Below are 13,783 nucleotides of genomic sequence, written 5' to 3' on the forward strand. Positions count from 1 at the left end.
TCGCTGTTATGGGCCTTGGCATCGCGGCACAGATCTCCGGCGTCTACGACGATGCCCCGGTCACCCCCGCGACGAAAGACAACCACCGCTGAACCGGGTTGGCGCGCGCTCCGGCGCGCGTCATTCCCAATTCGGGATTTCGAGCATTAGTGTATATTAACCGGTCATTAACCGTCGGGCGACTTCCGAGTTGCGGGTGGACCTAGGTTTTGCGAGGATGTCTACTCGATCCCGTCTTAATCATTAAAGACGATTGGACTCGCGTCGCACCGCGTTGTCTGGATTCCTCCGCTCATCGAGGCCACCGGCCTCTGACCGGAGACGAGCCGATGATCGACTGGGTCACAATCACCAGGGACGAACTGACGGAGGCCGAGCGGGCGCACGCCCGTCAGTTCCTCGCCGACGCGGATGGTACCGACCACTGCGACGAGGGCTACACCACACTGATGAACGCCGGCGGCTGGACGGTGCACTGCCCCGGCGAGCCGGTGACGGACGGGCATGTCGCCGAGCTTCTCGCGCAGCTCGTCGAGTTGCGCAGGGACATGCCGCGCCGCGCCGGCTGGAGGTTCATCGTCGATCTCGTCGTGGGTCGTGGACAGCCGGGCGAGAAGCTCCGGGCCGTCTACGCCAGGGAGACCGGCATCGCGGAGGACCACGCATTCCCCCCCGCGCTGGACCCTGACATGCCCGAGGGGCGCGCCGTCGTCGCCGAGGAGATCCGCCGGACCCGCGTGTACTATGAGGCGATGCGCGCTCGCGATGCCGAGAACGCCCGGAGGCATGCCGAACGGGTCGCGCAGGCGCAGGCCCGTCGCCGGCTACCGCCCATCCGGACACCGGACCCCGGCCCGGACCCTAGGCAGATGGCGCTCGACCTGGAGCCCGGCACCCCGCCCGAAACGAAATCCTGAAACCGACCCTTGTTGCCCGCGAGGCGGAGGGCTACCTTCTCCTCACGGGCAGGCCATGCCGCCCGAACGACGGAGTACCGCAATGGACCGCAACACCTTCACCACCGACATCGTGGCCCTCGGGTTCGAGGCCGATTCCGATAGCGAATTCTGGCTCGGCCAGGACATCGGCCTTAGCCTCGACGCGGACGGCGGCGTCGCCCTCCTCGATGCCAACGGCAGGCCCGCCAACGGGCGTCACGGCTACGACGATGCCCTCGACCATCTCCGGCGCAATCTCGGCGCAGGGTACGCCTCCCTCAAGGAGGCCTGGGAGGTCAGGGAGTCCAGCACGGCGAGGCAGGTCGCCGAGGACGAGGACGACGCCCCGGAGCCAGGCTACTACGCGGACGAGGACTGCACCGTGGCGCTCGACGGCGGCGAGATCTGCCCGGAGATCTTCTACCACCTTTCGGGGGGAGAGATCCGTCGCTACTGGTACCAAGGACAGGAGACATACGACGTCCACGTCCACGACACGGACGAGTTCGGCCGCGGGCACTGGCTGGGCGAAGGGACGACGCGGGTCTCGGACGACACGACCCTGGACGAGCTCGCCGAGGTTCTCGACGCCGACTACTGAACCACAGCCGGGGCACCAGCCCCGGCCTCCCGCCGGCCGCCACGATGATGGCGGCCCGCCGGGGGCCGGATAGTCCACCCCCAACCCGGGCAGGCCCTGCCGCCCGACAGCCGGAATACCGCTCATGCTGCACGACCACCTCGCCCCCCGGAAGAACCCCCGCTGGACCGCCCCGACGCGGATCAGCAAGCCCGAGCGCGCCCTCACGCGCCAGGAGCGCGAGGACCTCGCCGACGCCGCCGCCCTGCGGATGGTCGGGGGCGCGACCCTCTTGTTCCACATGACCGTCGTGGACCCGACGAACAACTTCGAGCCCATCGAGGGCACGGGGCTGGACCTCGTGGTGTCCTGCGTCTCGCCGTCCGCGGCGTACGTGGCGTGGGAGCGGCACGCTGATTCCGTCGGCGCCGTCGGGGCGTACTGCGTGCGCATGGTGTTCACGCCCACCGCCAGGGCAGGCAGGCGCCAGCCCGAGGTCGACGAGACCCGGATGGTCGACCTCGACTGGCTCGCCCTCTCCGACGCGCTGGAGCCTCTCGACGATGAGGACCTCGCCCTCGGCCTCGCCGTATACCGCTGAGGGGGCGACGATGCAGATCGCCTCCTACCTCGCGACACCGGCGCATTTCCTGGCCGCCTGCGCGCTCTTATGCCAGTCCACCGAGGCCATCAGGCAAGCGGTCGGCGGCTGCAACGCCGTCGAGGCCGAGCGCGTCACCGACCGGCTCGCCGCGGCCCGCCCGGGCACCCCGCCGGCTTGGTTCTCCGCGGACCCGTCGCTCGGGCGATTCGTGTGCTGCCTCGATGACGGTCACGTCCTCGCATGGGCGGTTTTCGGCGCCGGGACGCTGCCGGTCCTGGTGGCTTGGTACAATACGTACAGTGGCCACGTGCTCTGGAGACCGACCCATGACGCCTGAACTTCTGGCCCGTGCCGGGGAGGCCCTCCGCGCCGGCGGGGATGACTGGGTCCGCACGGTCGCGGAGGCCCTCGGGCCCCGCCACCCTACGTCGCCCCGGGAATCGCTCGACAGGCGCATGATCCAACGGTGGGCAACCGGGGCCATGGACATCCCGCCCTGGGTCCCCGGGGCCCTGGCGGAGGCCCTGCGGGAGGCCGGGGACCGCCTCCACGATGTGGCCCAGGAGCTCGACGCGGTGACGACACCGCCCCTCCCGGGTCTCATCCGATGAACGAAGGGCCCCGGCAGCGATGCCGGGGCCCTTTCTCATTCCGCGTCCGCCAGCCGGCGTTCCTCGGGCTCGTCCGGAACGGTCGCCATCCTCTCGCGGATCTCGCCGAGGCTGACCGGCCGGTAGGCCCACTCGTCCACCCCGACGTCGAGGCTGCGGGACGTGCCCGGAAGCTTCCCGTGGCTGTGGCCGTAGAGATGCAGCGCCCCCCTCCACATGCCGTTCCAAGTCCGGAGGCCGTAATGGCAGAGGACGATCCGGACGCCGTCGACGAAGATGGTCCGGAGGTCCGCCGGGTCGCTGGCCCAGCCAAGCGCGAGGTGGCGGGGCCCATCGTGGTTGCCGATGATCAGGTGCTTCCGGCCATTCAGTCGGGCGAACACATCCTGGCACCGCTCGGACGACGAATTCATCGCGAAGTCGCCCAGGAAGAAGAGGTCGTGGTCCGGCCGGACGCGCGAGTTCCAGGCGTGGATGAGGTCCTCGTCGTGGCGGGCGATGTCGTCCCAGGGGCGGCCCTCCATCGCGAGGATGCCGCGGTGGCCGAAATGCGCGTCGGCGGTGAACCAGGTCGTGGCGGAACTGAAATTTTGCTTCACGGCAGCCTCCTGTGGGGCTGCGCGCACGGCGTCACGCCCCGGGGTTTGGGATCTCGGCGAGGGGGGCGGCTATCGGTTTCACGGTGGCCTCGATGGCAGATGGAATCCCTGGCCTGCCAGCTCCCCGGGGCACGGGCAAGCGGCGATTCCCGGGGTGGTTTACGGTTCCCTGGCCGGTGCAGCGGCGAGGATGCGGGCGGCCTCGTTGGGGGTCAGCCGGCCATCCTCGACCGCCACGCCGAGGTCGTTCTCCAGCAGGAAGCGCGTGCGTGCGCCCTCGGGGTCAGGGTAGCCCATGTCGTGGAGGAAACAGCCCGTGCCGCGCACGGGACCGGATGCCTCGGGGTTCGGAGGGATCATTGACGGCTCCCAGATATTCTATATCTGTTCTCACATAACGGAGAGACGGATGGGCTACGAGGACGTCGAGATGGCGACCGCCGGCGAAGAGCGGGACGCCGTGTTGCGGTCGCTGGCAGAGGACATGGCGGACGCCGGCGGGCGGATGGGCTTCATCCGCGCCGAGCGCCCCCGGGACGTCGCCCGCGTCCTGTCGCGGGCTATCCGTGCGCGGCGGCCGCAGCGGACGCGGGCGGCTTGAACTCGCGTCCCTTCTGACGGGCCTTGGCCACGAGGAAGTCCGCCCGCACCTTGTCGAGATCGAACCGCGCCGTCGCCACGTACTCCTCGACATGCGTCCACCAGGCGGTCGCCACCGGAATCTTTAGGTCGAGCCGGTCGTCGTCGGCGTAGTGCCGCTCCGACACAGACCCCGGGGCGACGCCCTCGGCATGGTCGAGGATGAGGTCCAGCGTGCTGTCCGGCAGGCGCAGCGTCCTGGCACCGTGGGACCGGAACGCCCGCCGCAGGTCGTGGGGCGAAGCGTCCACGGGTAGGGCGGCCAGCAGGTGCGTGATCGCGGACTCGGACAGGTGCTCGATGGCGACGCCGGCCCGCCGCGGCCGCATCCCCGGGAACAGCCACGGACCTTCACCGGCGCGCTCGACCTGTTCCCGCACGGCGGACCAGACCGGGGGCGGCAGGGGGACGGCGTGGTGGGCCTGGGCGGAGGCGCGCTCGCCCGTCTTCCGGCGCACCGGCGGCAGCCGCCAGATGCCCCAGCCCGGCTGGTCCGGCACCGGGGCTAGCTCTTCCAGGCGCGCCGTCGCGATGGCCCGCCGGCGTTGCACCGTCGAGACCAGGAGCATCACCGCCGCCGAGAACCGCGGTTCCAGGAGATCCGTGCGCGCCAGGGCGACCAGAAGGCCGACGCGGTCCATCGTCGGGAATCGCACGCGCTGCCCCCGCGGCGCCTCGCCCTCCTTGGCCTTGGGCTTCTTCGGTCGCTGCAGGTCGTCCAGCCACCCCTTCGGCACGCCGCTGTCTCGCCGGGGCCCCGGGGTCGCCAGCCACGTGTAGAAGTGCCTGAGCCGGACGAAGATCGCCTCGGACTGGCGGTGGTGCGTCTTCGCCTTTTCCCCGAGGATGGGCTGCAGGTCGTCCGGCGTGATGGTCGCGACCGGCAGCGGCGCGAACCGGCGCAGGACCGGGTGCCGGAGCACCTTCCTCGCATCGTCGTGGGCGGCCTTGCGCCACTCGTCTGCATGGGCCGCGAGGTACTCGTCGACGGCCTTCGTGTAAGTCCACGTGCGGGGCGCGACGGCCTTCAGCGGCTTCAGGTGGACGATGTCCGGGTAGGCCTCCTCCGGGGTCGTCAGCCCCATCTCGACGCGGTGGAGGACCAACCACCGGTCGGTCGGGAGGCCGTTCCCGGACCGCAGCATGGTCGTGGCGGCGGTGCAGATCGCGCGGGCCTGGGCGATGGTCAGCCCGTCCACCGGGCCGAGGTTGAGGCGCATCGTCTTCCCGAACCGCTCCGCCTTCCATCCCCACGTGACGGTCCGCGGACTGACCCGCAGCAGCAGCCCCTGCGCACGGCTGTCCCGGACATCGACGGCCGCGACGCCCGGCCGCTGTTCCCGGCCGGCGCGCTCGATGAACGTTGCGGTGATGTCGACGGCGCCCCTCGGGGGCCAATCCACCTTCGGCTTTGGCGGGGCCTTCGGGGCGGCCTTGGCGCGGGGCATTTGGGCGGATTCCTTGGGCGGGTTTGGGCGGGGCCAGGAAAATCACCCGTCCCGCGGTCCCCGTCGAGGGGAATCGCTCGCGCGAGGGTAAACCGCTGTGGACGCTACCGGAAGTGAAACGCCGTTCAGTATCTTTTGGGCCGCCTGCCCCCGCCCGGGAGGGGCATGGGCCGCTGACTCTTAATCAGCGGGTCCTAGGTTCGAACCCTAGTGCGCCCACCATTCCTTGATCACGCTCAGCGTTGATGCCGGTGGCACAAACCGCGGCTCGGAGTTCCTCGGCCTTCGGGCGGGGCCCCCGACCCAGAGGAGCGAGCCATCGTCGCACTTCGGATCTGGATCCTGCTTTGTTGTACGACCACGCTCAGTGCCTGCGTGGGAACATCCGCCACCACGCCGCCCCCGGCGGGACTCGCACCGATCGCAATCTCGAATGGTGCCCTGCCGCGCAACGTCGAGCCCGGCCAGCCCTTGAGGGCCGACCTCGGCGTTGGCGCCGGTATCGATCCCGATGCTCAACTCGCTGCAGCCGCCCGCGACCGAGCAGCCTGGGCACCGATCGGCGCTGAGCCGATCGTCCGGTCGGCCATCGTGCCGAGCCGGAATGCGGGTCGTGCCGGCCTTGATGATGGAACAAGCCCGAACGGCATGGCCAGCACGCCGCCCGCCGGCGACGGAAACCGGCGTGGCACGCCATTGCCGGTCCGGGGGCGGGACGCGACCCTGGGTCGCCTCGAACGCGAGGGCCAGCGGACGACCAGACCGATCTGTGCGAACTGCTGATACCGACAGGAACATCTGATGCGGCCAGGAGGAGGGCGACGACGGGATCGTACGCTCGGCCCGCCACGCTGTGCCGTCGTGTGCCGGAGCACGTCGATCCTGAAAGCTTGAGCTTACATCGGAGACATGCCGCGAACACCAATGCGGATCCGATGGAGACTGACGATGCCCCTCACCACCCGCCTCACCGTCGCCGCCGCTGCCGCCGTGGCGACCTTCGCCGTCCTGGCCGGCACCTACGCCGAGATGCTCAACCGCGCCCTGCCGATGCACTTCGTCTGATCACGGCCGCTGCGTATCGCATGACACGCAACCTTTGAGGCGCCGCCGATCGATGGCGGCGCACGCCGCCCGCGGGGGCAGTCATGAACGGGATCTTGTGGAACGCCGTCGATCGGACACTCCACCTCATCGACGCCCTCGATGACCTGATCGCGGAAGCCGCCCTGGGTTTCGCAGCCGCCACCCCGATGATCACCGATCTCAGTGGCGACGCACACGCGGAGCCGAAGAGCACCGGGAATTAGTGTTCGACCGCCAGACCTCGATTTCGGCAGCAGCCGATTGAGCCGCTACGGCTTCTGAGGACTCGGCGCGGATTGGTCCGTCTGCGGCTCCATCTTCTGCGTATCCGGCTTCGTCGGCGTATTGTTCTGCGCCTGCTTGTCGTCGCAGGCGGCGAGGCCGACAACCAGAAGCCCGAGGCCGATGATCTGTTTGAGCGGCAGCATGGGGTCTCCGTGATGCGTGTCTGGAGGATTGAAGCGCTACCAGCCGACACACGTTCCGTGCCGGGTCCCGTGCCCGGGGGCAAAGGTGAGGTTCGCCCGCCTCAGACGGACGCTGGGTTAGATGCAACGGACGGCGTAAGGGCGACGGATAGGGCAGCGTCTGAGCGGTCGCGTCGGGTTCGTCCGCCCCGCCCGGCATAGATGGGCGGGGCATCGCTCCGACGCTGGAGCGGCGGTTCAGCGGCCGGTGGGGCCGGGCTTCGATCCGGATCCGGCGTCGTTAGGGCCCGTGCTGTTGGTGGTCCCGGAACGGCTCATCGATCCGGTCGTCGGCCCGCTGCCCCGCGCGCCCGGGCTTGATCCCGAACCGGCATCGTTCGGACCCGTGCTGTTGGTCGTGCCGGAGCGAGACGTACCACCGCTCTCGGCAGCCAGGGCGGGCGTGGCAAGGGCTATGAGGCCGGCGAAAGCGAGCGTCATAAGTTTCATGGCGTCAGTCTCCCTGTTGGGCCGGCAGCGATCTGCGAAAAGCCGCCAGTCCTCCGGGGAACCCACCATCAGCGCGGCTGTTCCTGGGCGCGCCGCCGGGCGGCAGCGTCACGGTGTTTGATCGGAACGACCCGCTTCCCCGGCGACCGGCGCCGCTGCCGGCGCTTCGGCATCGGGCATGTGGTAACCGCGATCCCAGGTGCGATGCGTATCGGAACCCGGCGGATACGGGTTCGCGGTGACCGGGTCGCCGCGGTCACGCGCGTGTCGTCCCTCGTCGCTGATCGCCGTCGGTGAACGGTCTGAGATCGTCACGTGGCCTCCCGCGCGTCGCGCTCGCTTATCGAACGACCGCGTTCGGTACGGCCTGAGACTGCGACTGTGCGCCCGTCACCCGCCAGACCGTTCCGCCGGCATCATCGGCGATGAGGAGCGCGCCGTGGCTGTCGACCGCCAGGCCGACCGGACGTCCGCGGGCCTCGCTCTTGTCGGTCACGAAGCCCGTGACGACATCCTGGGCCTTGCCGGAGGGCTTGCCGTTCTCGAACGGCACGTAGACGACCTTGTAGCCGTTCAGAGGGCTTCGATCCCAGCTCCCATGCTCACCCACGAAGGCGCCACCCTGATAGGTCTGCGGCAGGGCGGTCCCGGTGTAGAAGGTCATCCCGAGTGGCGCGACGTGGGAGCTCAGCGAGTAGTCCGGCATGATCGCCGAGGCGACCAATTCAGGCCGCTGCGGCATCACCCGCGGATCGACGTGCTGCCCCCAGTAGCTGTACGGCCAGCCGTAGAATCCACCGTCCTTCACCGAGGTCATGTAGTCCGGTACCAGATCGGGGCCGAGTTCATCGCGCTCGTTCACAACGCACCACAGCGTTTTGGTCTTCGGCTCGAACGTCAGGCCGTTCGGGTTGCGCAGACCGGTGGCGAAGAGCCGATGGGCGCCGGTCGCCCGGTCGATCTCCCAGATCGCCGCCCGGTCCTTCTCCTCGTCGAGGCCGTTCTCGGTGATGTTGCTGTTCGATCCCACGCCCGCATAGAGTTTGGTCCCGTCTGGGCTGGCGGTCAGGCTCTTCGTCCAGTGATGGTTGATGTGCCCCGCCGGCAGCTCGGTCAGCTTGACGCCGGGCTCCGTGATGCTCGTCTCGCCGGCCTTGTAGGGGTAGCGCATCACCGCATCGGTGTCGGCCACGTAGAGATCGTCTCCGACAAGCGCCATGCCGAACGGCGAGTTCTGCTTGTCGAGGAAAACGGAGCGCTGTTCCGGCACGCCGTCGCCGTCGGCATCCCGCAGCAGGGTGATGCGCTGGCCGGGCGTCTCGGCGGAGTGGGATTTCCGCTCCAACCAGCCCATGATGATCTCCTTCGGCCGGTTGACCGGCGGAGTGGGGCCGCCGCTCTCGGCCACGAGGATGTCGCCGTTCGGCAGGACCAGGATCGAGCGGGGATTTTTCAGGCCGGTGGCCAGTGCGTTGATCTGAAGACCCGCGACGACCTGCGGGGTCTCGCCGTCCTTCCAGCCGACGGCGCTGGAGACGTGCATCGGCGGCAGCAGGTATTGATGCGGCTCGGGCAGCGGCGGGTTTGGCCCGATCTGCGTCCGCGGATCGATCGGATCCGGCCCGCAGGCACAGAGCGGCAGCAGGATCGCGACGGTGATGATCGATCGGCCGTTGCTCATGCCCGCTCTCCTGCCTGGACGCCCACACCATGGCGATGCACCAGGCCCGCCCCGAGCCATCCGGTCACCCCGAGGATCAGCACAACGACGGCCGAGAGGAGGAGGCCGGTCGGCACCACAGACGTGTAGGCGTCGCGGCTGTGCACGAAGACGTTCACGATGCTCAGCGCCAGGGCCACGGCATTGCCGGCGCCATGGATCCAGGCTGTCCGGATCCGCCGAATGCGGCGATCACCGAAGAAATCGACCATTCCGGCCAGGGCCGCGAGGGCCGCCCCGATCAGTCCGACGCTGAGCAGCCACGCGGAAAAATTCGCCCACTGCATGTTGGCGGTGAACCAGTAAGCGATGTCGGTCACCAGCGTCCCGACGAAGCAGACGATCGGGATCGGAACCAGCATCGCGTGGATCGGATGTCCTGCCACCTGTGCGGTCGATTGCGGATTGAGCTGTATCAAGCGAGCATCCTCGTCACGCGATCATCTCGTGAGCCACTTAATCTACCGCGGGCACCCATGAATGTTCCCGCTTTGCCCACCTCCGCGAACGGGTCCGGTCTGCCTGGGCAGCCGGAACCGCACCGGGGACGGCAGCCCCTCAATGGGACCGGTCGGTACGGTCCGGTGCCCGGCCCTTCCCGCTATGGGTGTGGTGACTGTCGCGCTCACCGCCGCCCCCAGACACGTGTGACTTGGAATCACTCGTAGGTGCGCCAGGCTCCGGGCCATCGTGATGGTCCGCCGGTGGCTTGGATGCATCCTGGTGACTGCTGCCTGGTCCCCCATGATGCCGGTCGGCGGCCGGGTTCTTCTTCGATGTGCTCATGAGGCTGCGGTGTCCCGTTGCTCGGCGCCCACGTCCGGGCATCAGCGGCTGTTCGGCTGGGATGCACGGGAGGCAGATCGCCCTGTTCGGCCCGGCAGCGAGAGCGGGACGATCCTCGCTCCGAAGGACAGGTCGTCCGCTTGATCCTGGGCCGGATCCTTGGCCAACCGGACGGCGAACCCGCGGTTCCGGCCGGTCTCAGCGACCCGTATAGCCCGATGCCGCGGCGGCCTCTCGAAGGCGTGCGAACGCGAGGGTGTAGCGCTCACGCAGGAAGGGCGCTGATGGCGGGATCCGGGCGGGGGACAGATTGTCTTCGGTATCGGACATCTTCACGAGGAGCGCGGCAAGATCACCGGTCTCGATCAACGCGGTGATCCGGTCCGAGTAGGCGATCCGGGTCTCAGGCTTCGTGAGGAGCGTCACAATCCGGACGATCGCGGGCGCGAAGCCGGCCGCCCGCAGGTCGGACGCGGTGTGCGGGGTGTCTTCCAGCACATCGTGCAGCAGCGCGGCCTGCATGACTTGCAGCGGGTCGACATCCAAGCCGTCGACCAGTCGGGCATGGCCGGCCCGGGCGAGGGCGGCGTTGGCGACGCGTTCCAGGTGGCGCATGCCGGGTTCGCCGCCCTTGTCGAGCTGGCCCGCATGGGCGGTGAGCGCGAAGGTATGAGCGTCGAAGATCGTCGGCACGCAGCACCTCCTGGCAGACGTCCCGCTGCCGTTCGGTTCGGACGTTCCCAGGCGGGAATTCGCTGCCGCGCCGCTGCGTTCCCGGGCCAGGACCCCGGCGGCCTGCCACACCGAAGCCGGGTCAGACCGCCACCTAGCTTCCCGTGTTCGGAGGATGCCGAATCTTCGCTTCAGATCTGACAGTTACAAGCGGCATCACTATTGCCCAAATGCCGCGATAGCTCCATTTCTTGTCTCACAAACGGACAAGCGACGGGTCGCAGTCCAGGATTGAGCCAATGGCGTCCGTTACACTGGAGAAGCCGCTCGATGTCGGCGGTCCGATCAGCCGCCGGGTCGCTGCGCTCGCCAACGCCAAGTGGTTTCGCGCCCTCGCGTGGCGGGCGCTGCGGGAAGGTGGACCGCAGGCCGAGCTCCGCGCGGCGAACGCGCGGGCCGCGGCGCGCATCATCCTGCGTCAGGCGCGACGGGACGCGGTCGTCGCCCGTATGGCGCGAGAGGCGCTCGACGGCCCCTCTGGCGCGGGGCCCCGGTCGTCATCCAAGACGTTGCCGGGCGCGTCCGAACGGCCGGTGGCCGTCCCCGACCCACGAGGGGCCGGGGACGATTTTCCGATGATCAGCGCTTGAACTTGCCGTCGTACTTGAACTCGGGCGCCGACTTCAGCTGATCCTTGGTGGCGCCGATGATCGCCTTCCACTTCTTGGCGTTGGCGTCGTAGCCGAGCGCGATGGACGACGGGGTGACCGCGACGTAGTGCTCGCCCATGCCCAGGAAGCCGCCGACCGAAACGATGTAGCCGGTCAGCTTGTCGTGATCGATCACGAGATCCTTGATCTCTCCGACGGTGTTGTTCTGCGCGTCGGTGATGTTGAGGCCGATCAGGTTGTAGCTCAGGACCGCGTCCTGCGGGACCGACTCGAACTTCGGGGCGACGGTCGGGGGCGCCTCATTGGCGGCGAAGGCCGGGCCGGCCAGGGCTGCGGCAGCGAGGGTGGCGAGGACGAGGCGACGCATCGGAATCTCCAAAAGCCCGAAATGGGTCGCTGGTAAGCCTCAGCACCCCTTATCGTTCCGGCCCGGCACGGAAATGTTAACCTGCGGAACATGGAACCATTCGCTCTCCGCGCCGCCGATTGAATCGGGAATTCGCTCGCATCACGGCCTTGGACCGTACTGACCCGGCGACAGGACAGATCCGCGGTTCGGCGCGTCTTCGTCCCTGGCCCCCGCCCTCCGGCGATGTCACTCCGGCCCGGTGAAGCAGACGGGAGGGCGTCGTGGTGGAACAGGCGGTCGGGATGGCGCCAATGCGGGACCGCGCCGCGGGACCGTGGATCGATGGCCTGATCGGCGTCGCCATCTTCAGCGCCTCGCTGGTGGCGACGCGCCTCGCGCTCACTGGGATGGATGCGCTCTTCCTGAGCGCCGCCCGGGCCGCCCTGGCCGGGATCGCCGGCGCGGCGGCCCTCGCCCTTTTCAGGCAGCGGCGGCCGCACAGCCGCGACATCCCGGCGCTCGCCATCGTGGCCGCCGGCGTGGTCGTGGGCTTCCCCCTCCTCACGGCCCTGGCCCTGCGGACGGTGAGCGCGGCACACGGCACGGTGTTCGTCGGTCTGCTCCCCCTCGCCACCGCGCTGTTCGGTGCCGTCCGCTCGGGGGAGAGGCCGTCGCCCGCGTTCTGGCTGCTGTCGATCTGCGGGGCGCTCATCACCGTTGTCTTCGCGGCGCGCGGACTCGCCGGTCCGCCCGGCCCCGGCGACGTCCTCATGTTCGCGGCGGTTGTCGTTTGCGGCCTCGGCTATGCCGAAGGCGGCGTCCTGGCGCGGCGCCTCGGCGGCTGGCAGGTGATCGCCTGGGCCACGGTCGTGTCGCTGCCGGTGAGCCTGCCGCTGGCGCTGGCCCTCAGGCCGGACGAGCCGGCCGCCATCCCGCTGCAGGCCTGGGCGGGACTGGCCTACGTGGCGATGTTCAGCATGCTGATCGGCTTCGTGTTCTGGTACCGGGCACTCGCCAGGGGTGGGATCGCCGCAATCGGACAGCTCCAGCTGCTGCAGCCGTTCCTCGGGCTCGGCGTGGCCGCCCTGGTGCTGGGCGAGCGGATCGAGCCCGCGATGATCGGTGCGGCGGCCGCGGTCGCCCTCTGCGTCGCGCTGGCGCGGCGGTTCGCGTGAGGCGGCCCGCGCGTCAGCCCGCCTTGGCCACCACCTCGATGTCCCGGTCGAGCCCGCTCTCCACCTTGAACTCGCGGGTATAGACCTGTCCGTCATGTCGGGCGATCAGCACGTAGTCGCCCTCCGCCAGCGTGACCTGCGGGAAGGCGCCGATCGCCTCGCGGATCGTGTCGCCACCGGGCGTGAGCACCGAGAAGGCGGTTCCAGCAAAGGCCTCCGCCCCCGGTGCCGCGACGAGCTTGAGGGTCACGGTCGCGGCCCGGTGGTTGAGGGTCGCCTCCGTCACCTTGCCGTTCTCGACGCGAAGATCGGCCCGCTGGATCGCGTTCGACTCGCCGTAGATCGACACCACGTGATAGGTGCCCTCCGGCAGCCGCAGCAGCTCACCGGTCTTGATCCCGGAGCGCACGAGCCGGCCCTCCGAATTGGTCCCGACCGGCACGAAGACCGAGAACGAGACCTCACCCGGCGGGATCTTCTGATCGCCGATGGCACCCGAGAGCTTCAGGGCGCCGGACGCGACCCGCAGCGTCTCGGTGATCGGCTGGCCCGCCATCACGATCCGCTTCGATGCGCTGGCGAAGCCGTAGGTTACGGTCGCCGTGTAGGTGCCGGGCGCCAGGACGAAGCGCGGCTCAGCCTCGGATGAGCGCGCGACGATCGAGGGGCGGATCCCGTCGCCGGCCTCCTCGTAGATCCGCCATGCGAGGCCCTGGCGCAGCGCGACCCCGGGCCCTGACAGGACCGCCGACAGGGAGAGCGGCGCCTCCGGTTCGGCGGAGGGGAGGGCGGGCGGCAGATCCGGCGTCGTGATCGACGGGGAGGGCAGGGGGCCGCCGAGGCGATTCTGGAGGGCGTCCTGCTGGGCGCGGGCAGGCACGAGCGTAGCTCCCGCGACGAGAATCGCCAACGCCGTCGCGGCCAGCCTCGTGCACATCGATCGGACCCCTTGCCTCTGTCCGGTGGTTCGCCCCGCCTCTGCATCCGG

21 protein-coding genes and 1 tRNA gene are annotated in these 13,783 nt (G+C 69.3%); 11 read left to right on the top strand and 11 right to left on the bottom strand.

Going from position 1 to position 13,783, the window contains the following annotated elements; genetic code table 11:
- Nucleotides 1-329: 329 nt before the first annotated feature.
- From MKK88_RS04645 to MKK88_RS04665, 5 genes are all read left to right on the top strand, one after another.
- Nucleotides 330-917, top strand: a complete 588-nt coding sequence (locus tag MKK88_RS04645) for a hypothetical protein (protein ID WP_243997433.1) — start codon at nucleotides 330-332, stop codon at nucleotides 915-917.
- Between the two features lie 82 nt (nucleotides 918-999).
- Nucleotides 1,000-1,539 (top strand): hypothetical protein, encoded by a 540-nt coding sequence (locus MKK88_RS04650; protein ID WP_243997434.1) that lies wholly within the window; start codon nucleotides 1,000-1,002, stop codon nucleotides 1,537-1,539.
- 124 nt (nucleotides 1,540-1,663) lie between these two features.
- The gene (locus tag MKK88_RS04655; RefSeq protein ID WP_243997435.1) at nucleotides 1,664-2,119 is read left to right on the top strand and encodes a hypothetical protein; all 456 of its coding nucleotides are present in this window, start codon (nucleotides 1,664-1,666) and stop codon (nucleotides 2,117-2,119) included.
- Nucleotides 2,082-2,459, top strand: coding sequence for a hypothetical protein (locus MKK88_RS04660; RefSeq protein WP_243997436.1), 378 nt, complete (start codon nucleotides 2,082-2,084; stop codon nucleotides 2,457-2,459). The genes MKK88_RS04655 and MKK88_RS04660 overlap by 38 nt, the downstream gene beginning before the upstream one ends.
- On the top strand, nucleotides 2,449-2,733 hold the full coding sequence (locus MKK88_RS04665) for a hypothetical protein (protein WP_243997437.1): 285 nt from the start codon (nucleotides 2,449-2,451) through the stop codon (nucleotides 2,731-2,733). Before MKK88_RS04660 ends, MKK88_RS04665 begins: the two co-directional genes overlap by 11 nt.
- A 35-nt stretch (nucleotides 2,734-2,768) precedes the next feature.
- Here the strand turns inward: MKK88_RS04665 and MKK88_RS04670 are convergent, their stop codons facing one another.
- Together MKK88_RS04670 and MKK88_RS04675 are read right to left on the bottom strand one after the other, a co-directional pair.
- Nucleotides 2,769-3,332 carry a metallophosphoesterase gene (locus MKK88_RS04670; protein WP_243997438.1) on the bottom strand — a complete coding sequence of 188 codons (564 nt, stop codon included), beginning with the start codon at nucleotides 3,330-3,332 and terminating at the stop codon, nucleotides 2,769-2,771.
- 159 nt (nucleotides 3,333-3,491) lie between these two features.
- A complete protein-coding gene (locus MKK88_RS04675; protein WP_243997439.1) occupies nucleotides 3,492-3,692 on the bottom strand; it encodes a hypothetical protein in 201 nt (66 codons plus the stop codon).
- A gap of 49 nt (nucleotides 3,693-3,741) precedes the next feature.
- Between MKK88_RS04675 and MKK88_RS04680 the strand changes: the two genes are divergently transcribed.
- Nucleotides 3,742-3,933 carry a hypothetical protein gene (locus MKK88_RS04680; protein WP_243997440.1) on the top strand — a complete coding sequence of 64 codons (192 nt, stop codon included), beginning with the start codon at nucleotides 3,742-3,744 and terminating at the stop codon, nucleotides 3,931-3,933.
- Here MKK88_RS04680 and MKK88_RS04685 read toward each other — a convergent pair.
- The gene (locus MKK88_RS04685; protein WP_243997441.1) at nucleotides 3,893-5,419 is read right to left on the bottom strand and encodes a tyrosine-type recombinase/integrase; all 1,527 of its coding nucleotides are present in this window, start codon (nucleotides 5,417-5,419) and stop codon (nucleotides 3,893-3,895) included. The two genes, MKK88_RS04680 and MKK88_RS04685, sit on opposite strands and share 41 nt — an antisense overlap.
- A gap of 137 nt (nucleotides 5,420-5,556) precedes the next feature.
- On the opposite strand from MKK88_RS04685, the gene MKK88_RS04690 reads away from it, so the two are divergent.
- The 3 genes from MKK88_RS04690 (at nucleotide 5,557) to MKK88_RS04700 (ending at nucleotide 6,729) form a co-directional block, all read left to right on the top strand.
- Nucleotides 5,557-5,641 (top strand) — tRNA-Lys (locus tag MKK88_RS04690).
- 153 nt (nucleotides 5,642-5,794) lie between these two features.
- A complete protein-coding gene (locus MKK88_RS04695) occupies nucleotides 5,795-6,202 on the top strand; it encodes a hypothetical protein (protein ID WP_243997442.1) in 408 nt (135 codons plus the stop codon).
- 365 nt (nucleotides 6,203-6,567) lie between these two features.
- Nucleotides 6,568-6,729 carry a hypothetical protein gene (locus MKK88_RS04700; protein WP_243997443.1) on the top strand — a complete coding sequence of 54 codons (162 nt, stop codon included), beginning with the start codon at nucleotides 6,568-6,570 and terminating at the stop codon, nucleotides 6,727-6,729.
- Nucleotides 6,730-6,774: 45 nt separating this feature from the next.
- Here the strand turns inward: MKK88_RS04700 and MKK88_RS04705 are convergent, their stop codons facing one another.
- From MKK88_RS04705 to MKK88_RS04730, 6 genes are all read right to left on the bottom strand, one after another.
- Nucleotides 6,775-6,933, bottom strand: coding sequence for a hypothetical protein (locus MKK88_RS04705; protein ID WP_243997444.1), 159 nt, complete (start codon nucleotides 6,931-6,933; stop codon nucleotides 6,775-6,777).
- A 597-nt stretch (nucleotides 6,934-7,530) separates the two neighbouring features.
- Nucleotides 7,531-7,737 (bottom strand): Rmf/CrpP family protein, encoded by a 207-nt coding sequence (locus MKK88_RS04710; protein WP_243997445.1) that lies wholly within the window; start codon nucleotides 7,735-7,737, stop codon nucleotides 7,531-7,533.
- A 25-nt stretch (nucleotides 7,738-7,762) separates the two neighbouring features.
- Nucleotides 7,763-9,103, bottom strand: a complete 1,341-nt coding sequence (locus MKK88_RS04715) for a PQQ-dependent sugar dehydrogenase (RefSeq protein ID WP_243997446.1) — start codon at nucleotides 9,101-9,103, stop codon at nucleotides 7,763-7,765.
- Complete coding sequence (locus MKK88_RS04720) at nucleotides 9,100-9,504, bottom strand: DUF2231 domain-containing protein (protein WP_243997473.1); 405 nt, start codon at nucleotides 9,502-9,504, stop codon at nucleotides 9,100-9,102. The genes MKK88_RS04715 and MKK88_RS04720 overlap by 4 nt, the downstream gene beginning before the upstream one ends.
- 196 nt (nucleotides 9,505-9,700) lie before the next feature.
- Complete coding sequence (locus MKK88_RS04725; RefSeq protein WP_243997447.1) at nucleotides 9,701-9,928, bottom strand: hypothetical protein; 228 nt, start codon at nucleotides 9,926-9,928, stop codon at nucleotides 9,701-9,703.
- Nucleotides 9,929-10,126: 198 nt separating this feature from the next.
- Nucleotides 10,127-10,621: a phosphohydrolase gene (locus MKK88_RS04730; RefSeq protein WP_243997448.1), complete on the bottom strand. Its 495-nt coding sequence runs from the start codon at nucleotides 10,619-10,621 to the stop codon at nucleotides 10,127-10,129.
- 278 nt (nucleotides 10,622-10,899) lie between these two features.
- Here MKK88_RS04730 and MKK88_RS04735 point away from each other — a divergent pair, with 278 nt between their 5' ends.
- A complete protein-coding gene (locus MKK88_RS04735; protein ID WP_243997449.1) occupies nucleotides 10,900-11,250 on the top strand; it encodes a hypothetical protein in 351 nt (116 codons plus the stop codon).
- On the opposite strand, the gene MKK88_RS04740 is transcribed toward MKK88_RS04735, so the two are convergent.
- Complete coding sequence (locus MKK88_RS04740; RefSeq protein WP_243997450.1) at nucleotides 11,240-11,638, bottom strand: PRC-barrel domain-containing protein; 399 nt, start codon at nucleotides 11,636-11,638, stop codon at nucleotides 11,240-11,242. The two genes, MKK88_RS04735 and MKK88_RS04740, sit on opposite strands and share 11 nt — an antisense overlap.
- A 293-nt stretch (nucleotides 11,639-11,931) precedes the next feature.
- Between MKK88_RS04740 and MKK88_RS04745 the strand changes: the two genes are divergently transcribed.
- Nucleotides 11,932-12,795 (top strand): DMT family transporter, encoded by an 864-nt coding sequence (locus MKK88_RS04745; RefSeq protein ID WP_409566617.1) that lies wholly within the window; start codon nucleotides 11,932-11,934, stop codon nucleotides 12,793-12,795.
- Nucleotides 12,796-12,808: 13 nt separating this feature from the next.
- Here the strand turns inward: MKK88_RS04745 and MKK88_RS04750 are convergent, their stop codons facing one another.
- A complete protein-coding gene (locus tag MKK88_RS04750) occupies nucleotides 12,809-13,732 on the bottom strand; it encodes a hypothetical protein (protein ID WP_243997451.1) in 924 nt (307 codons plus the stop codon).
- Between the last annotated feature and the right edge of the window lie 51 nt (nucleotides 13,733-13,783).

It is taken from the genome of Methylobacterium sp. E-005 (genome assembly GCF_022829725.1).
GTDB lineage: Bacteria > Pseudomonadota > Alphaproteobacteria > Rhizobiales > Beijerinckiaceae > Methylobacterium.

Coding starts and splice junctions, on each gene's coding strand:
- MKK88_RS04750 (WP_243997451.1), bottom strand. CDS start 13,732: ATGTGCACGAGGCTGGCCGCGACGGCGTTGGCGATTCTCGTCGCGGGA.
- MKK88_RS04745 (WP_409566617.1), top strand. CDS start 11,932: ATGCGGGACCGCGCCGCGGGACCGTGGATCGATGGCCTGATCGGCGTC.
- MKK88_RS04655 (WP_243997435.1), top strand. CDS start 1,664: ATGCTGCACGACCACCTCGCCCCCCGGAAGAACCCCCGCTGGACCGCC.
- MKK88_RS04665 (WP_243997437.1), top strand. CDS start 2,449: ATGACGCCTGAACTTCTGGCCCGTGCCGGGGAGGCCCTCCGCGCCGGC.
- MKK88_RS04740 (WP_243997450.1), bottom strand. CDS start 11,638: ATGCGTCGCCTCGTCCTCGCCACCCTCGCTGCCGCAGCCCTGGCCGGC.
- MKK88_RS04725 (WP_243997447.1), bottom strand. CDS start 9,928: ATGAGCACATCGAAGAAGAACCCGGCCGCCGACCGGCATCATGGGGGA.
- MKK88_RS04675 (WP_243997439.1), bottom strand. CDS start 3,692: ATGATCCCTCCGAACCCCGAGGCATCCGGTCCCGTGCGCGGCACGGGC.
- MKK88_RS04685 (WP_243997441.1), bottom strand. CDS start 5,419: ATGCCCCGCGCCAAGGCCGCCCCGAAGGCCCCGCCAAAGCCGAAGGTG.
- MKK88_RS04660 (WP_243997436.1), top strand. CDS start 2,082: ATGAGGACCTCGCCCTCGGCCTCGCCGTATACCGCTGAGGGGGCGACG.
- MKK88_RS04720 (WP_243997473.1), bottom strand. CDS start 9,504: ATGCTGGTTCCGATCCCGATCGTCTGCTTCGTCGGGACGCTGGTGACC.
- MKK88_RS04705 (WP_243997444.1), bottom strand. CDS start 6,933: ATGCTGCCGCTCAAACAGATCATCGGCCTCGGGCTTCTGGTTGTCGGC.
- MKK88_RS04715 (WP_243997446.1), bottom strand. CDS start 9,103: ATGAGCAACGGCCGATCGATCATCACCGTCGCGATCCTGCTGCCGCTC.
- MKK88_RS04680 (WP_243997440.1), top strand. CDS start 3,742: ATGGGCTACGAGGACGTCGAGATGGCGACCGCCGGCGAAGAGCGGGAC.
- MKK88_RS04700 (WP_243997443.1), top strand. CDS start 6,568: ATGAACGGGATCTTGTGGAACGCCGTCGATCGGACACTCCACCTCATC.
- MKK88_RS04645 (WP_243997433.1), top strand. CDS start 330: ATGATCGACTGGGTCACAATCACCAGGGACGAACTGACGGAGGCCGAG.
- MKK88_RS04735 (WP_243997449.1), top strand. CDS start 10,900: ATGGCGTCCGTTACACTGGAGAAGCCGCTCGATGTCGGCGGTCCGATC.
- MKK88_RS04650 (WP_243997434.1), top strand. CDS start 1,000: ATGGACCGCAACACCTTCACCACCGACATCGTGGCCCTCGGGTTCGAG.